14 protein-coding genes are annotated in these 15,032 nt (G+C 66.3%); 7 read left to right on the forward strand and 7 right to left on the reverse strand.

What is annotated here, in order from left to right; translation table 11 throughout:
• Positions 1 to 170 precede the first annotated feature (170 nt).
• Entirely contained in the window at positions 171 to 710 is a 540-nt protein-coding gene (gene moaB / locus CAG11_RS21715) for a molybdenum cofactor biosynthesis protein B (RefSeq protein WP_022639460.1), read from the forward strand.
• A complete protein-coding gene (glp, locus tag CAG11_RS21720) occupies positions 707 to 1,912 on the forward strand; it encodes a gephyrin-like molybdotransferase Glp (RefSeq protein WP_085597883.1) in 1,206 nt (401 codons plus the stop codon). Before moaB ends, glp begins: the two co-directional genes overlap by 4 nt.
• Here the strand turns inward: glp and CAG11_RS21725 are convergent.
• Positions 1,909 to 2,949 (reverse strand): FUSC family protein, encoded by a 1,041-nt coding sequence (locus tag CAG11_RS21725; RefSeq protein WP_085597884.1) that lies wholly within the window; start codon positions 2,947 to 2,949, stop codon positions 1,909 to 1,911. The two genes, glp and CAG11_RS21725, sit on opposite strands and share 4 nt — an antisense overlap.
• 114 nt (positions 2,950 to 3,063) lie before the next feature.
• Positions 3,064 to 4,689, reverse strand: coding sequence for an NADP-dependent glyceraldehyde-3-phosphate dehydrogenase (locus CAG11_RS21730; protein ID WP_085597885.1), 1,626 nt, complete (start codon positions 4,687 to 4,689; stop codon positions 3,064 to 3,066).
• A 518-nt stretch (positions 4,690 to 5,207) separates the two neighbouring features.
• Here CAG11_RS21730 and CAG11_RS21735 point away from each other — a divergent pair.
• From CAG11_RS21735 to CAG11_RS21745, 3 genes are all read left to right on the forward strand, one after another.
• Positions 5,208 to 5,615 carry a cytochrome c5 family protein gene (locus CAG11_RS21735; protein ID WP_085597886.1) on the forward strand — a complete coding sequence of 136 codons (408 nt, stop codon included), beginning with the start codon at positions 5,208 to 5,210 and terminating at the stop codon, positions 5,613 to 5,615.
• Between the two features lie 103 nt (positions 5,616 to 5,718).
• Positions 5,719 to 7,029: a D-arabinono-1,4-lactone oxidase gene (locus tag CAG11_RS21740; RefSeq protein WP_371857910.1), complete on the forward strand. Its 1,311-nt coding sequence runs from the start codon at positions 5,719 to 5,721 to the stop codon at positions 7,027 to 7,029.
• Positions 7,030 to 7,114: 85 nt separating this feature from the next.
• The gene (locus tag CAG11_RS21745) at positions 7,115 to 8,323 is read left to right on the forward strand and encodes a DSD1 family PLP-dependent enzyme (protein ID WP_177409166.1); all 1,209 of its coding nucleotides are present in this window, start codon (positions 7,115 to 7,117) and stop codon (positions 8,321 to 8,323) included.
• Positions 8,324 to 8,483: 160 nt separating this feature from the next.
• Here the strand turns inward: CAG11_RS21745 and CAG11_RS21750 are convergent, their stop codons facing one another.
• The gene (locus CAG11_RS21750) at positions 8,484 to 9,431 is read right to left on the reverse strand and encodes a transporter (RefSeq protein WP_085597889.1); all 948 of its coding nucleotides are present in this window, start codon (positions 9,429 to 9,431) and stop codon (positions 8,484 to 8,486) included.
• A gap of 262 nt (positions 9,432 to 9,693) precedes the next feature.
• Here CAG11_RS21750 and CAG11_RS21755 point away from each other — a divergent pair, with 262 nt between their 5' ends.
• Complete coding sequence (locus tag CAG11_RS21755) at positions 9,694 to 10,728, forward strand: AraC family transcriptional regulator (protein ID WP_085597890.1); 1,035 nt, start codon at positions 9,694 to 9,696, stop codon at positions 10,726 to 10,728.
• 205 nt (positions 10,729 to 10,933) lie between these two features.
• Complete coding sequence (locus CAG11_RS21760; protein WP_085597891.1) at positions 10,934 to 11,818, forward strand: Dyp-type peroxidase; 885 nt, start codon at positions 10,934 to 10,936, stop codon at positions 11,816 to 11,818.
• Between the two features lie 66 nt (positions 11,819 to 11,884).
• Here the strand turns inward: CAG11_RS21760 and CAG11_RS21765 are convergent, their stop codons facing one another.
• The 4 genes from CAG11_RS21765 to CAG11_RS21780 form a co-directional block, all read right to left on the reverse strand.
• On the reverse strand, positions 11,885 to 12,241 hold the full coding sequence (locus tag CAG11_RS21765) for a type II toxin-antitoxin system RelE/ParE family toxin (protein ID WP_085597892.1): 357 nt from the start codon (positions 12,239 to 12,241) through the stop codon (positions 11,885 to 11,887).
• Position 12,242: 1 nt separating this feature from the next.
• Positions 12,243 to 12,533 carry a type II toxin-antitoxin system ParD family antitoxin gene (locus CAG11_RS21770; RefSeq protein ID WP_085597893.1) on the reverse strand — a complete coding sequence of 97 codons (291 nt, stop codon included), beginning with the start codon at positions 12,531 to 12,533 and terminating at the stop codon, positions 12,243 to 12,245.
• Between the two features lie 118 nt (positions 12,534 to 12,651).
• On the reverse strand, positions 12,652 to 13,833 hold the full coding sequence (locus tag CAG11_RS21775) for an MFS transporter (protein ID WP_085597894.1): 1,182 nt from the start codon (positions 13,831 to 13,833) through the stop codon (positions 12,652 to 12,654).
• On the reverse strand, positions 13,830 to 14,954 hold the full coding sequence (locus CAG11_RS21780) for a class II histone deacetylase (protein ID WP_143494717.1): 1,125 nt from the start codon (positions 14,952 to 14,954) through the stop codon (positions 13,830 to 13,832). Before CAG11_RS21780 ends, CAG11_RS21775 begins: the two co-directional genes overlap by 4 nt.
• Positions 14,955 to 15,032: the final 78 nt, after the last annotated feature.

Raw genomic sequence — 15,032 nt, forward strand, 5'->3', positions numbered from 1 at the left:
GTCCAATCGGAACATTCGAATGGCTGATCGATCAGGCTTATCAGGCCCTGGCACGGGCCTGGCGACGATAGAGCGGGTCGATAATCCGGTCAGCCAGAACGATTAGACAGCCGCGCTTTGCGGCCTTTAGCCTGGGTCCATGATTTTTATCTTGGCGGTCGGAGAGTGACATGAGCGTGAAGGCGGATGCGTTGTTTGTACCTTTGAATATTGCCGTGCTGACGGTCAGCGATACCCGTGAATATGCCACCGATACCTCCGGGCAGTTGCTGGTCAGCCGCTTGCTCGAAGCCGGGCACACCCTGAGCGAGCGCAACCTGCTCAAGGACGATCTGTACAAGATCCGCGCCCAGGTCGCGACCTGGATCGCCGACGAGCGCATCCAGGTGGTGCTGATCACCGGTGGCACCGGCTTCACCGGCCGCGACAGCACCCCGGAAGCCGTGGGTTGCCTGCTGGACAAGCGCATCGATGGTTTCGGCGAGTTGTTCCGTGCGATCTCGATCCTCGATATCGGCACCTCCACGGTGCAGAGCCGGGCCCTGGCCGGGCTGTCCAACGGCACCCTGGTGTGCTGCCTGCCGGGCTCCACCGGCGCTTGCCGGACCGCCTGGGAAGGCATCCTCGCCGAGCAGCTGGATGCCCGGCACCGGCCGTGCAACTTCGTCCCGCACCTCAAGCCGGTGCAGGCCTGCGAGTCCCGCGGATGAGCCAGGGCAAGCTGATGCCGGTAGAGGAGGCGCTGGCCAGCCTGCTGGCCATGGCCGATGCCCGGCAACTGGACCAGAGCCAGGAGCTGGCCCTGGACCAGGCCCGGCAGCGGGTCCTGGCCTGCGACCTGGTGGCGACCCTGGATTTGCCGCCCTGGCCCAACAGCGCCATGGACGGCTACGCCCTGGAACTTGCCCACTGGGACGGCCAGCCACTGCTGGTGGCGCAGACGGTGTTCGCCGGCCGGCCCGGTACGCCGCTGCAGCCGGGCACCTGCGCGCGGATCTTCACCGGCGCCCCGGTGCCCGCCGGCGCCGACTGCGTCGAGATGCAGGAAAACGTCGAGCTGCTGGATGATGGCCGGGTGCGTTTCACCCAGGCGCTCAAGCCGGGGCAGAACATCCGCCCCCAGGGCCAGGAGAACCGCGCCGGCCAGGTGCTGCTCGAGGCCGGCACGCGCCTTGGGCCCTTCGAGCTGGCGGTGGCCGCCGCCCAGGGCTGTACCCGGTTGCCGGTGGTGCGCAAGCCCCGGGTGGCGCTGCTGTCCACCGGTGACGAGCTGCTGGAGCCGGGCATGGCGCTGCGCGAAGGCTGCATCTACAACAGCAACCGCACCTTGCTCCGGCATTGGCTCGATGCCCTGGGCTGCGAGGTGATCGATGCCGGGATCCTGCCGGACCAGCCACAGCAGACCCGGCTACGGCTCGAGCAACTGCAGCATGGGGCCGACCTGATCCTCACCACGGGCGGAGTGTCCGCGGGCGATGCCGACTGCCTGGGCCAGGTGCTGCGCGACAGCGGCCGGCCGCTGTTCTGGAAACTGGCGATCAAGCCCGGCAAGCCCCTGACCGTGGGCTACTTCGGCCAGGTGCCGGTGATCGGCCTGCCGGGCAACCCGGCCTCGGCCCTGGTGACCTTCGGCCTGCTGGCCCGTGCCTACCTGCTGCGCATCCAGGGCGTGGGCGAGGTCGAGCCTCTGGGCGTCATGGTGCCGGTGGCCTTCGACTGGACCCGGGCCGGCAGCCGTCGAGAGTACCTGCGCGCGCGCCTGGAGCAGGGGCGCGCGGTGCTCTATCCGAACCAGAGCTCCGGGGTGCTGCTGGGTGCCTGCTGGGCCGATGGCCTGGTGGAGATCCCCGAAGGGCGGACCCTGCAGGCCGGGGATCTGGCGCGCTTCATTCCGTTCAGCGAGCTGTTCTAGATCTTCCAGTGCCGGGCGCTCTTGGCCAGGCGCTGGCGCATCTCGGCGAGGGTCGCCACCAACTGCCGAGTCAGCAGCCGGTAGCCGTCCGGCGCCGAGTGCGCCGGTGCTTCCAGGGCATTGCCCGGGCTGGCCTCCAGGGGTTTTTCCAAACGCTGGGTAATGCCTGATTGCAGGGCTCGGGCCATGCCCACCAGGTGCATGCGGATCTGCCGGTGCTCGGCCTTGAGGCCCAGTTGCATCTGCGCCATGGCCTGGCGGTCGCCAGCATCGGGGCGGGTATTGCCGAGGATCTCCAGGGTGCTGATGCACATCCGCAGGTTGCGCTGGATGGCGTCCAGCTCGGTCATGGAGATTCGCACTTCCTTGGACACCGAAGGCATCAGCGAGCGCAGTTGCAGCATGGCGCTGTTGACCCGCCCGAGCAGCCTCAGGTGCTCGTCGTCGGTTACCGACTGGCCCTTGATGATCCGTCCGTACAACTGCGCGCAGTCGCGCAGGGCGCCGGCCAGGTTGTAGCGCCAGGAGTACACCGCGTACAGCGGGATGGCGAAGGAAAACGCCAGGGCCAGGGCGATGCCGATCAGGATATCCACCGCCCGCCACAGGCCGTCGCTGACCTGGTTGTCGCCATGGCCGGCGACGATGAACACGGTGATCGCCGCCAGCAGCGCGGTGTAGCCGCCCTTGCCGATGGCGTGGTAGGAAAAATAACCGCAGACCGCCGACATGCCCAGGTAAGTCAGCCAGGGCTGGCCGAAGTACGCCTGCTGCACGATCAGCAACAGGCCGACCCCGGCGCCTACCAGGGTGCCGATGGCCCGTTCGGTGGCTTTCTTGCCGATATTGCCGTGGTGCTGCAGGCCGCCGATCACCACCAGCATGGTCACCGAGGCCCATTCGCCGTGGGGCAGGTTCAGGCCGGTGGTCAGGAGGATCGTGGCGATCAGCCCGAGGACCACCCGCACCGCGTGGATCAACCGGGCATGGCGATAGCGCCGGTACGGGTCGAGCACTGGCCGCAGCAGATGGCGCAGCCAGGAGGGCAGGCGTGTGCCCTGCAGGTGTTTGAACGGGCCCAGACCGGTTTCTCCTGTGATGGGTGAAAGGCAGCGAGTGGGGGGAGCCTGCCAGGCAGGCCCCGGGCCTTGCTAGAAAATGTAGTCGGTGGTCAGGAAGCTGGAGTCACGGTTGCGGATGATGTCGCTGATCAGCTCCTTGTTGCGTGCCTGGAACTTGGTGGCCACCAGGGTGCGGATCGAGAAGGTGCGCAGCGCGTCATGGACCGACAGCGTGCCCTCGGCGGAGTTCTTGCGGCCGTTGAAGGGGAAGGTGTCCGGGCCGCGCTGGCATTGGGCGTTGATATTGATCCGCCCCACCTGGTTGGCGAAGGCGTCCACCAGCTTGCCGATCTGCGCCGGGTCACTGCCGAACAGGCTCAGTTGCTGGCCGAAGTCCGACTCCAGCACGTAGTCGATCACCGTCTCCAGGTCGCGATAGGGCACGATGGGTACCACCGGGCCGAACTGCTCCTCGTGGTACACGCGCATCTGCGGGCTCACCGGGTACAGCACCGCCGGGTAGAAGAACGAGGCGCGGGACACGCCGCCATCGGGGTTCACCACCTGCGCGCCATGGGCCTGGGCATCGGCTACCAGGCCCTGCAGGTAGTCGACCTTGGTGTTCTCCGGCAGTGGGGTCAGGGCCACGCCGGGCTCCCAGGGCATGCCCGGCTTGAGGCTTTGCAGCTTGGCATTGAATTGCTCGATGAAGCGTTGCACCACCGCTTCGTGGACGAACAGGATCTTCAATGCGGTGCAGCGCTGGCCGTTGAACGACAAGGCGCCGGTCAGGGCTTCGCTGACGGCGTTGTCCAGGTCGGCATCGGGCAGCACGATCCCCGGGTTCTTCGCGTCCAGGCCCAGGGCCGCGCGCAGGCGGTGGGGACGTGGATGGAGTTTCTTCAGGTCGCTGGCGGCCTTGTTGGTGCCGATGAAGGCGAAGATGTCCACCTTGCCGCTGGCCATCAGGGCGCTGACGGTCTCGCGGCCGCTGCCGTAGATGACGTTGATCACCCCGGCCGGGAAGCTGTCGCGGAAAGCCTCCAGCAATGGGCGGATCAGCAGCACGCCGAGCTTGGCCGGCTTGAACACCACGGTGTTGCCCATGATCAGCGCCGGGATCAGGGTGGTGAAGGTCTCGTTGAGCGGGTAGTTGTAGGGCCCCATGCACAAGGCCACGCCCAGGGGCACGCGGCGGATCTGGCCGAGGGTGTCCTGCTCCAGTTCGAAGCGGCTGGAACGCCGGTCCAGCTCCTTGAGCGCGCCGATGGTGTCGACGATGTAGTCGCAGGTGCGGTCGAACTCTTTCTCCGAGTCCTTGAGGTTCTTGCCGATCTCCCACATCAACAGCTTGACCACCGCCGTGCGCTGCTCGCGCATGCGCGCCAGGAAGGCTTCCACATGCTGGATGCGCTCGGCCACGCGCATCGTTGGCCAGGCGCCCTGGCCCCGGTCGTAGGCGCGCACGGCGGCGTCCAGGGCCTGCAGTGCGGTGTCGGCATCCAGCAACGGGGTACTGCCGAGGATCACCTGCTGGTCGCCGTCGGCGCCTGTGAGGTAGATCGGGCTGCGGACCTGGGCCAGGGGGCCGTTCCAGATACGCAGCTGGCCATCCACCAGGTAGTCGCGTTGCTCTACCGGGTCGGGCAGGCGATAGGCTTCGGGGATGTCGCTGGCGGCTGGAAACAGGTTGCTGAGGACTTTGGCTGTGGTCATGACTCTACCCCGTGTTGGAAATGGCTCTGGCGCGGATGACGGGCGATTCGTCGTTCCTGGGTTTATCAGGTCGTTGAAAAATTGCCTGCGTTGCCATCGCTGCGTTGAAAACAGTCTGGTGCGCCAGCCCGGTCAAAATGCTCATTCACCACGGGTAAACTGCGCTTTTTCGCTTGTTTTCGCCTTGCGCTGGCTGCCTCGCCTAGGTTTTTCAACGGTCTGTTATACGCCTGAACGGCCGGGTTCTTCAGCAGTTTCTGCGCTCGGCCGGCAGGCGGTCATGGTTCGAGATTAAACGTTTCAGCGAATGCCCGGCAACTGTTCTCGGCGGCCTGCGCCAAGCCTTGGCCGCAGGCTGTCCGAGCACAGGCCGGGCGCTCTGGCCAGCTGTCCGGCCAAGTCCCCTTGGCTGGCCGCCAATGCCCTCAACCCGGCGGCGCCGGTGCCTTAGTGTTGCCCTGTGAGGTGGGTCCCGTGGCCGGGATCGACCCTTTGCCCGGCTGCCCCGAGGACTGCCTATGCCCAGCGTCACCCTTGCGTTTTTTCCCCCGTTGCGGCGCTTGCTCGCCCCGGCCTGCCGCGGCGCCCTGGTACTGGCCCTGGGCTTGTCCCTGGGCGCTTGCGGCGATGCCGAGCCGCCGGCGCCCGGGCGCCTTGACGCGGCCCGCCAGAGCCCGGCCGACCCGGATCTGGCGCGGATCTACGACAGCAGCTGCAAGCTGTGCCATGCCAACCCGGCTTCCGGCGCGCCGCTGGCCGGCGATGCCAAGGCCTGGGCCCCGCGGCTGGCCCAGGGCGCCGATACCCTGCTGGACCACAGCATCAACGGTTACCAGAGCATGCCGCCCATGGGCCAGTGCATGCAGTGTTCCGAAGAGCAGTTCCTGGCGCTGATCAGCTTTATGTCCGGCCATTCATTCCAATAAAAATACAAGGTCACCTTCCATGGTCATGCACCTCTCTCGCCGCCGCTTGTTGCAAGGGGCCGGCGCCCTCGGCGCATTCACCGCGCTGTGCAGCAACCCGCTGATGGCCGAACTGGTCCGCGCCCCGCGGCTGATTCCCTGGCGCAACTGGTCCGGCGCGCAAAGCTGCCTGCCCGAGGCACGCCTGGCGCCCAAGGACCTGGACGAGCTGGTCCAGGTGATCCGCAAGGCTCCGGGCAAGATCCGCCCGGTGGGCTCGGGGCACTCCTTCAGCGCCCTGGTGCCCACTGACGGCACCTTGCTGTCCCTGGCCTATTTCAACGGCCTGCTGGAGCACGATCCCAAGACCCTGCAGGCGGAGTTCGCCGGCGGTACGCCGATGTCGCTCATGGGGCCGGCGCTCAAGGAGGTGGGGCAGGCCCTGTGGAACATGGCCGATATCGATTACCAGACCCTGGCCGGGGCGATTGCCACCTCGACCCATGGCACCGGGGTCGGCTTCGGTTCCTATTCGAGCCAGGTCTGCGGGTTGCAACTGGTGACCGCCGCTGGCCAGGTGCTGGACTGCGATCGCCAGCGTAACGCCGAGGTGTTCCAGGCCGCGCGGGCGTCCCTGGGGGCGCTGGGGGTGACGACCCGGGTGCGCTTGCAGAACCGCGAGGCCTATCGCCTGCGGGAGAAGCAGTGGATCGCCAAGACCGACGAACTGCTGGAGGACATGGACCACCTGACCCGCAGCAACCAGCACTGGGAAATGCTCGTGGTCACCCATTCCGACTACGCCCTGGCGGTGGCGCTGAACGAAACCACGGATCCGGCCACCCCGCCTCGCGATCCGACCGAGGAGGGCGGCAACGAGTTCGTCAGCCTGATCGAGAACCTGGACAAGTACGTCAGCGATTTTCCCGACACCCGGCGCCACCTGCTCAACAGCCTGCGCTGGCTGGCGAGCTTCGACGAACGGGTGGGCGATTCCTACCAGGTCTACGCCAACGTGCGCAGCGTGCGCTTCAACGAGATGGAGTACTCGGTGCCGGCGCACCTGGGGCCGGCCTGCCTGCGCGAGATCCTCGCGCTGATCCATGACAAGGACCTGCGCACCTGGTTTCCCATCGAGTACCGCTACGTCAAGGCCGACGACATTCCCCTGAGCATGTTCGAGGGGCGCGACAGTTGCTCGATCTCGGTGCACCAGCACTACAGCATGGACCACCACAACTTCTTCGCCGCGGTGGAGCCGATCTTCTGGAAATACCAGGGGCGCCCACACTGGGGCAAGCACCACAGCCTCAACGCCCGCAACCTCCAGGCGCTGTACCCGCAATGGCAGGCTTTCGCCAAGGTACGCCAGGAGCTGGACCCACGCGGCACATTCATCAACGCCCACCTGGCCTCGGTGCTGGGGGTGGCATGAAGCGGAGATCAGCACCATGAACCGTCGTCGTTTCATGGCCGGCACCCTGGGTGCCGGCGTCCTGTTGGCGGGTGTCGGCGCCTGGCTGCGGCCGGGCGAGCGGGGCGCGCCCTACGATGCCTACTTCGCCGGGCTCAATCGCGAGCTCAAGGCCAACGGGCCGATGCAGCCGGTGATGCTGATCGACCTCGATCGCCTGGACCACAACATCGACGTGGTCATGCAATCGGTGCAGCGCGGCGGCAAGCAACTGCGCCTGGTAGAGAAATCACTGCCGTCGCCCGGGCTGCTGGCCTATATCGCCCAGCGTGCCGGGACCCGGCGCTTGATGTCGTTCCACCAGCCGTTCCTCAACCACGATGCCCAGGTCTTCGCCGACGCCGACATCCTCCTGGGCAAGCCGTTGCCGGTGCGCGCCGTCGAATTGTTCTACCAGCAGCATCGGGGCCCGTTCGATCCGGCCCGGCAACTGCAATGGCTGCTGGACACTCCCGAGCGCCTGCAGCAATACCTGGCGCTGGCCCAGGGCCTGGGCACCAGGATGCGCATCAATATCGAACTGGATGTGGGGCTGCACCGTGGCGGGGTGGCGGACAACGCGGCCCTGGGGCGGATGCTGGCGCTGATCGCCGCTCACCCGCAGCACCTGGAGTTCGCCGGGTTCATGGGGTACGACCCGTTCGTCGACATGGGCGTGCCGGGGATTCTCGGCTCGCCGCAAAGCCTGTTCGCCAAGGTCATGGCGATCTATACAGGCTTCGTCGATTTCACTCGCCAGCAGTACCCGGCGCTATGGCACGCGGGCCTGACCCTGAACACTGCCGGTAGCCCCAGCTATCGGCGGCACGAGCAGGAATCCCTGAGCACCGAGGTCTCGGTGGGCACGGCGATGCTCAAGCCCAGCCACTACGACCTGCCATCCCTGGAACAGCACCAGCCGGCGGCGTTCATCGCCACCCCGGTGCTCAAGAGCACCGGGCCGGTGCGGATCCCGGCCCTGGATGACAAGTCACGGCTGTTGTCCTGGTGGGACAGTAACCAGCGCGAGACCTTCTTCATCTACGGCGGGCACTGGCTGGCGGATTTCGAATCGCCGGCGGGGTTGCAGAGCAACGGCCTGTTCGGTCGCAGCTCCAACCAGGAAATGGTCAATGGTTCAAGCTCCGTGGGCCTGGCGGTGGACGACCATATCTTCCTGCGCCCGCAACAGAGCGAAGCGGTGCTGCTGCAGTTCGGCGACCTGCTGGCCCTGCGCGGCGGGCGCATCGTCGAGCGCTGGCCGGTCTACGCCTGACCCCCATGGCGCGGCTACACGAAATCCTGTAGCCGCTGTCGGGCCCTGGCGAGGCTGCGCCAAGGTCCGCAGGATCTTCAGCGATGCCAAGACCGCAGCGGCCTTGCAGGCCATGCGCAGCCTGCGGCGGCTGCACGAAACCGGCAGCCGCCGCGCGGGCTCACAGGGCGAAAGGAATGGTCAGCTTGGCCCACAGCATGTCGCCCTCGGGGCGGTTCTCCACGTCGAACTCCTTGGCCCAGCGGATCTCGGCGCTGGCGTACTTGAGAAACCGCAGGTGCAGCGCCGGGCCGATGGCGAATACCTGGCCGCGCACGCCGTCGCTGACGTCCTCGCCCATGAAGGTCACGGTCTTGCCGAACTGCTTGTCGTCGGTGGTCTGCTTCAAGTAGTAGCCGTTGAGCCCCAGGCTCAGGTCGTCGGTCACCCGGTAGCTGGCCGAGTAGTCGAAGTGGAAGATCTGCCCGGAGCGGTAGTGGGTGGCGTGGTTCTCCTTGTTGAAGCTGTAGGTGCTCTTGAGCGACAGCTCGGTGCGCTCGGAGGGCAACCAGGTCATGGAGAACAGCGGTTTGTAGGTGGTGAAGTTGTTGCTGGTGTTGGCCATCCGCTCCTTGTCGTATTCCCCCGTGGGCAGGGTCACCTCCACGGCCGCGGCCAGGGTCAGGTCGGGGCCCATGTCCCAGAGGATGATCGGCGCCAGGGTGGTGTCGCCCATGCTCTCGCGGCGGTCGCTCTGGCCGAACATCGCCACTTGCTGGCGCAGGTAAGGCTGGGCCGCGTAGCCGCCCAGGCGCCCGCCGAAGATGCGTATCGGGCTGAGGTAGTCCAGGCGCGGGATGATTGCGTCGGAGGTGATCTTGACCCCCGGGACCTTGCCGCCCATGGAACTGATGTCGAGCTTCTTCGCCTGGTAGTGGTTGTAGTAGAGGTTGAAGGAGAACATGTGGTCCGGAAGCTGGTCGGACCCTAGCGGCAGGACGTAGAAACCGTCGGTGCCGGGACCTATGTTGTCGACGCCGGACTCGGTGGCCTGGGCGCTCACGCAGCAAGTGGCCAGGACCAGGGCCAGGCCTGGGCGCAGGGGAAAACTGGGACGGGTCGGGTGCATGGTTGGGCTCATTCTTATTGTTAGTAGGAGGGCTGCGGCGGGGGGCACCGGCCGCCCGATAGAAATAAGCCCTGGCCGGTCCGTGGGGCAGGGTATTGGCGGCCACTCAGGGGGACTTTGTCGGACACTTTGCAATGCCTTGTTACATTCCTCCGCCAAAGCCTGTGGGAAGGGATATGCTTGGCCAGGCCGGTGCAGCCTTGGCAGCGGTGTTGTCCCGACAAAATAAGAACAGCCGTCCAAGCGGCCCGGAATCGCCTTCATGAACAAAGCCGTCGATCCCCATGACCAGCTGGCACTGGTTTCACCCTTTCTGTTGCAGACCCTGGCCGATGTCGCCAACGACAAGGGCATCAGCGCCGAGCGCCTGTGCCGTGGGTTGGGCTTCACCCTGGACGACCTGCAGGACCCGACCCTGCGCATCTCCTACCGCCAGGCGGTGGCGATGATCGAGCGGGCCCTGGACGCGTTGCCCCAGCAAGGGCTGGGGTTGTGGGTCGGCAGCCGCAACGTGCTGGGCACCCTGGGCCTGCTGGGCCATGCCCTGTCCCTGTGCCGGACCCTGGGCGATGCCTTCGAACTGGGCATCCGCCACCAGCACACCTCGGGCACCATCGTCAGTGCCGATATCGGGCGCCAGGGCGAGGAGTTCTTCGTCGAGCTGCAATGCCGGTTGCCCTACGGCGAGGTGCAGATCTTCGCCGCCGAGGAGTTCTTCGCCAGCTTGCTGATCTATGGCCGGGCGCTGTTGAGCGCCGACTTCCAGGCGCTGCGGGTGGAGTTCATGCATGCCGCGCCGGCCTATGCCGGGCTCTACACCCAGTTGCTGGGACCGAACGTGCACTTCGGTTGCCTGCACGCGCGCATGGTGATCGAGGCCCGCTGGTTGCAGGCGCCGCTGCCCAATCACCATCCGGTGGCGCTGCGCCAGGCCCTCAAGCTGCTGGAGCTGGAAAGCGCCCAGGTGCACCAGAAGATGGACCTGATCCAGGCGGTGGAGCGGGCCTTGTCCCGGGATTTGCGTTCCGGCAGCCATATCGAGCAGGTGGCGGGGGACCTGAACATGAGCGGGCGCACCTTGCGTCGGCGCCTGACCGAGCACGGCCTGACCTTCGAGACCCTGCTGGAGCGGGTGCGCCAGGCGCGGACCCTGAACCTGCTGGGCAACCCCGAGTTGACCATCGAGCGCATCACCGAAGAGGTGGGCTACAGCGACGTGCGCAGCTTCCGCCGGGCCTTCAAGCGCTGGACCGGCCTGAGCCCCAGCGCCTTTCGCGAAGAAGCGGCGCTGCATTGAGCGGGTCTGGCGTTTCTGCGACCACTGCGCGCCCGTACGCAGCCTGCGGCAGCGGCTACGCGAATCCGGTGTAGCCGCTGTCGAGCCAGGGCGAGGCTGCGTCAAGGGCCGCAGGCCCTCCAGCAATCGTAAGATGCAGGTGATCCTGCGGGTCGCGCACGGCCTGCGGCGGCGGTAAACTCCGCGCTTTCATTCAGGAGTTCCCATGAGTTACTACCAGTCCGGCATCCTCGCTGCCCCCGTTCCGTCCCAGGCCCGCCACCTGTTTTTCGCCCTCGAGTCCATCGCGGCGTTGCCCCAGGCGCTCGACCAATTGCTGGCGCGGATCGATGGCGCCAGCGCCGTGGCCGGGTTCGGTGCCTCGCTGGTCAAGGCCCTGGGGGCTCGTGTGCAAGGACTGAAGGCCTTCCCCGGACTGACCGGGGTCGGCGTCGATAACCCTTCGACCCAGCACGCCCTGTGGGTCTGGTTGCATGGCGACGAGCGGGGCGAGCTGATGCACCGCAGCAATGAACTGGAGGCCGCGCTGGCCCCGGCCTTTCGCCTGGTGCAGATGAACGAGGCCTTCCGCCACAAGACCGGCCATGACCTGACCGGCTACGAAGACGGCACCGAGAACCCCCAGGACGAGGCAGCAGCCACGGCGGCCCTGGCCGTTGGCGAGGCCGGGCTGCGTGGAGGCAGCTTCGCCGCGATCCAGCAGTGGCAGCATGATTTCAAGGGGTTTGCCGCGATGCAGCCTGAAGAGCGTGACAACATCATGGGCCGGCGCCTGAACGACAACGAGGAACTGGACGACGCTCCGGTCTCGGCCCACGTCAAGCGCACGGCCCAGGAAAGCTTCGCCCCTGAAGCCTTCCTCGTCCGGCGTTCGATGCCGTGGCTGGAAGGTGACAAGGGTGGCCTGATGTTCCTCGCCTTCGGCCACTCCTTCAGTGCCTTCGAAGCCCAGCTGCGGCGCATGAGCGGCCTGGAGGACGGCATCACCGATGGCCTGTACCGCATGAGCCGGCCGATCACCGGTGGCTACTACTGGTGCCCGCCATTGCTGGACGGCAAGCTCGACCTGCGCGCCCTGCAAGCGGCCTGACTGGCTGGATCATCGCCGCCCGCTCGGGTGGCGATTGGGTTGCGGGGAGCCTGGCCAGCGCAAGCTTCATTCGCTCTGCAGGTGCGATTGAGCGTCCATGGCATCATGCAGCAACCTGATCACCTCGATCAGGTCGTTATCGATTACCCGGTAGAACAGGATGTGGCGTGGTCGTTTGACCAGGCTGGATTGTCCCTGGCTGCGTCGTCGGGAATGGAGCAGGTGGTAGCTGCGTAATCCGCGCGCCAGTTCGTTGCGTTCATGACTGCCCAAGCGCAGGGGGGCGGCGGCGAGGTCTTGTAGCGCTCCGAGGAGCAAGTCCTGGTAGCGGATTCGGGCCTGTTCGCCAAAGTGTTTCTGGGAAAACCTCAGGGCATCGACGATATCGCTTCGGGCTGTGTCGGCGATCCGATACCTGGCCACCTCAATGTTTCTCTTGTTCCGTGGCGGCGGCCTCCAGCCCCACTTCAGCAAGGTAATGCTGCAACTGGCCTTCGTGAATTTCCGTGAATCGTCCATGTTCCAGGTCGGTCATGCCGGCCGTGGTTGCGTGCCGCAGCGCTTCGATTTTTGCCGCATCCTCGGCCAGGCGTTGTTGCAGCAGGCGCAAGCCTTCACGCAGCACTTCGCTGGCGTTCTGATAGTGGCCGGTCTTGACCAGGTTGTTGATGAGTTGTTCCTGCTGCGCAGTAAGGACAACGTTACGAGTCGGCATGGCCTGTTCCCGCTCAGAGTGGTGATCGAAGTGATTGGCATATTATGCCAATCGATTGCCGGCTTCATCCTCTGGAGCGTCTCGGTGACAGGTGGCCACCATGGCGTGGCGGTCTAGGCTAACGCCGATTGCCGGCCAGCGGCAGGATGGCCAGGAACGACAGTGCGCAGATCGCCATGGAGGCCAGCAGGAGCAGGCCAAAGTCCAGGGTGTCGCCCAGCAGCCAGGCGGCGAGGGACGGGCCCACGGCCAGGCCGCCACAAATGGCCAGGTTGGCCAGCACCACCAGCTTGCCGCCCTGGCGGTCGTAGTCGCTGATCGCCGAGAGCAGGAAGGGCAGGGCGAAGGTCCAGGCGAACTTGAAGGCGCAGGCCGCCAGCAGGTAGCGCCAGGTGGAGATCTCGCCGAGCAGGCCGCACAAGCCCGCGGTCATGGCCAGGTAACCCAGGGCCAGCAGCCAGGCACGCCGGCCCCGGGCTCCGATCCAGCTGGCCATGGCCGCGCCCGCCACGCCCATCAATGAAGCGCTCGCCAGGGCGCTGGCACTGTCGCCGGTGCTGATGCCGCGCAGGCGTGCCAGTTCGCCGGCGAAGGTCCAGATGCCGCTGAGGCTCAAGTAGAAAAGAAAGATCGCCAGCATGCCCAGGCAGACCTTGAGCCGCATCGCCTGGGCCTGGCGTGGCGGCAGCGGGCGGCTATCGTCGTGACTCCCGGTGGGCAGGGAAAGCACCAGCGGCAGGATCAAGGCGGTGAACAGCGCGATCAGCAGGAAGAAGCTGGAAACGCCCCAGTGCTCGAACAGCCATGGCATGAACTGCAGGCACAGCGCCGCCAGTACCAGCTGGCCGGTGACCCACAGGCCGAACGCGCGGGTGGCGTTGGGCAAGGTTCCGGCGGTGCCCAGGCACACCAGCACCAGCGCGGCTTCGCTGAAGGCCGTGAGAAAACGCAGGGCGGCCAGGAGACCGAAGCCGGGGCTCGGCTCGCTCATCAGCCAGGCGCTGAACAGGTTGCCCAACAGGAACAGGCTGCCGGCCAGGCCGGCGATCCAGCGCCAGTCGTAGCGGCGCATCCACAGGTAGGTCGGCAGGGTGGAGATGGCCATGGCGCCCAACTCCAGGCTGAACAGCCAGCCGACCTGGCGGTTATCCATGCCCAGTTCGACGATGTAGCGGCTGACCAGGGCCGGTGCCGTCAGCAGCACCAGCGGCCCGATGGCGGAGAACAGGATCACCGCCAGCAGGCGCAGGCTGTAGCGGCTTTGCGCCATGTCGAGGGCTGGAGCGGATGGCACGCTCATGAGTAGCGCTCCGGCTGCTCCAGCAGCGGTGAATGCAGGCTGGCCTTGAGCTGGGCGATCCACTGCCGCTGGTGTTCGGCCAGTTCCTGGCCCGGCAGGGCGCGCATGGCGCTCAGGTGGGGATCGGCGATGCCGCTTTGCAGGCCGCTGAGGGTCTCGATCACCGCCAGGCCGAAATACGGCACCGAGTTGGCCTCGTAGCCGCCTTCGTGGCACAGCACCAGGCGCCCATCGCACAGGCGCTGGGCGGCGAGCATCAGCCGGGCCGTCAGTTTGCGGTAGGCCTCGCTGTGCAGCAGCATGCGGCCCAACGGGTCGTGGGCCCCGGCATCGAACCCGCAGGGCACCAGGATCAGTTGCGGACGGTGGGCGGCCAGGGCCGGCAGCACTATTTCGTCGAAGGCATGCAGGTAGGCGCCTTCCCCTGAGCCCGGGGGGAGCGGGATATTGATATTGAAACCAAGGCCCGCCCCTGCCCCTTGTTCCTCGACCTTGCCCGAATCCTGCGGATAGTTGCCGTCCTGGTGCAGGGAGAGGGTCAGCACCCGCGGATCGTCCCAGAAAATACTCTGGGTGCCATTGCCGTGGTGCACGTCCCAATCCACCACCGCGATCCGTTCCAGGCCATGTACCGCCAGGGCTTCATGGGCGGCGAGCGCGGCATTGGCCAGCAGGCAGAAGCCGCGTCCACGGTCGGCTTCGGCATGGTGTCCAGGTGGGCGAACCAATGCGTAGGCATTGCGCGCATCGCCGCGCAGCACCTGCTTGACGGCGTCGATCACCCCGCCGGCGGCGAGCCTGGCGATCTCGAAGCTGCCGCTGCCGAACGGAGTATTGTCGCCAGCGTCGCCACCTTGCCGGTCGCTGAGGCCTTGCAGGTATTGCAGGTAGTCGGCGCCATGCACGCGCAGCAGTTGTGCGTCGGTAGCGGGCCTGGGCTTGATCGGTAGCAGTTGTTCGGTGATGCCGCTGATATCCAGCAGGTTCTTCAGCCGCCGCTTGCTTTGCGGGTTCTCGAAGTGCAGGCCGGGCTGGATCTGCAGGCCGGGGGCGAACAGGCCGGCATGGTTGCCGGTGGAATGCCACATGTAGAGCTCGTGCCAGACAAGTGCCGTTTGCATGGAGTCATTGCCTCTCTGGCGCACGGGAGTACGCCGGTTCTCGGGATGTTGTCGGGGAGGGTGCGAGCCGAGGTTAGA

It is taken from the genome of Pseudomonas sp. B6(2017) (assembly GCF_002112765.1).
Taxonomy (GTDB): domain Bacteria; phylum Pseudomonadota; class Gammaproteobacteria; order Pseudomonadales; family Pseudomonadaceae; genus Aquipseudomonas; species Aquipseudomonas piscis.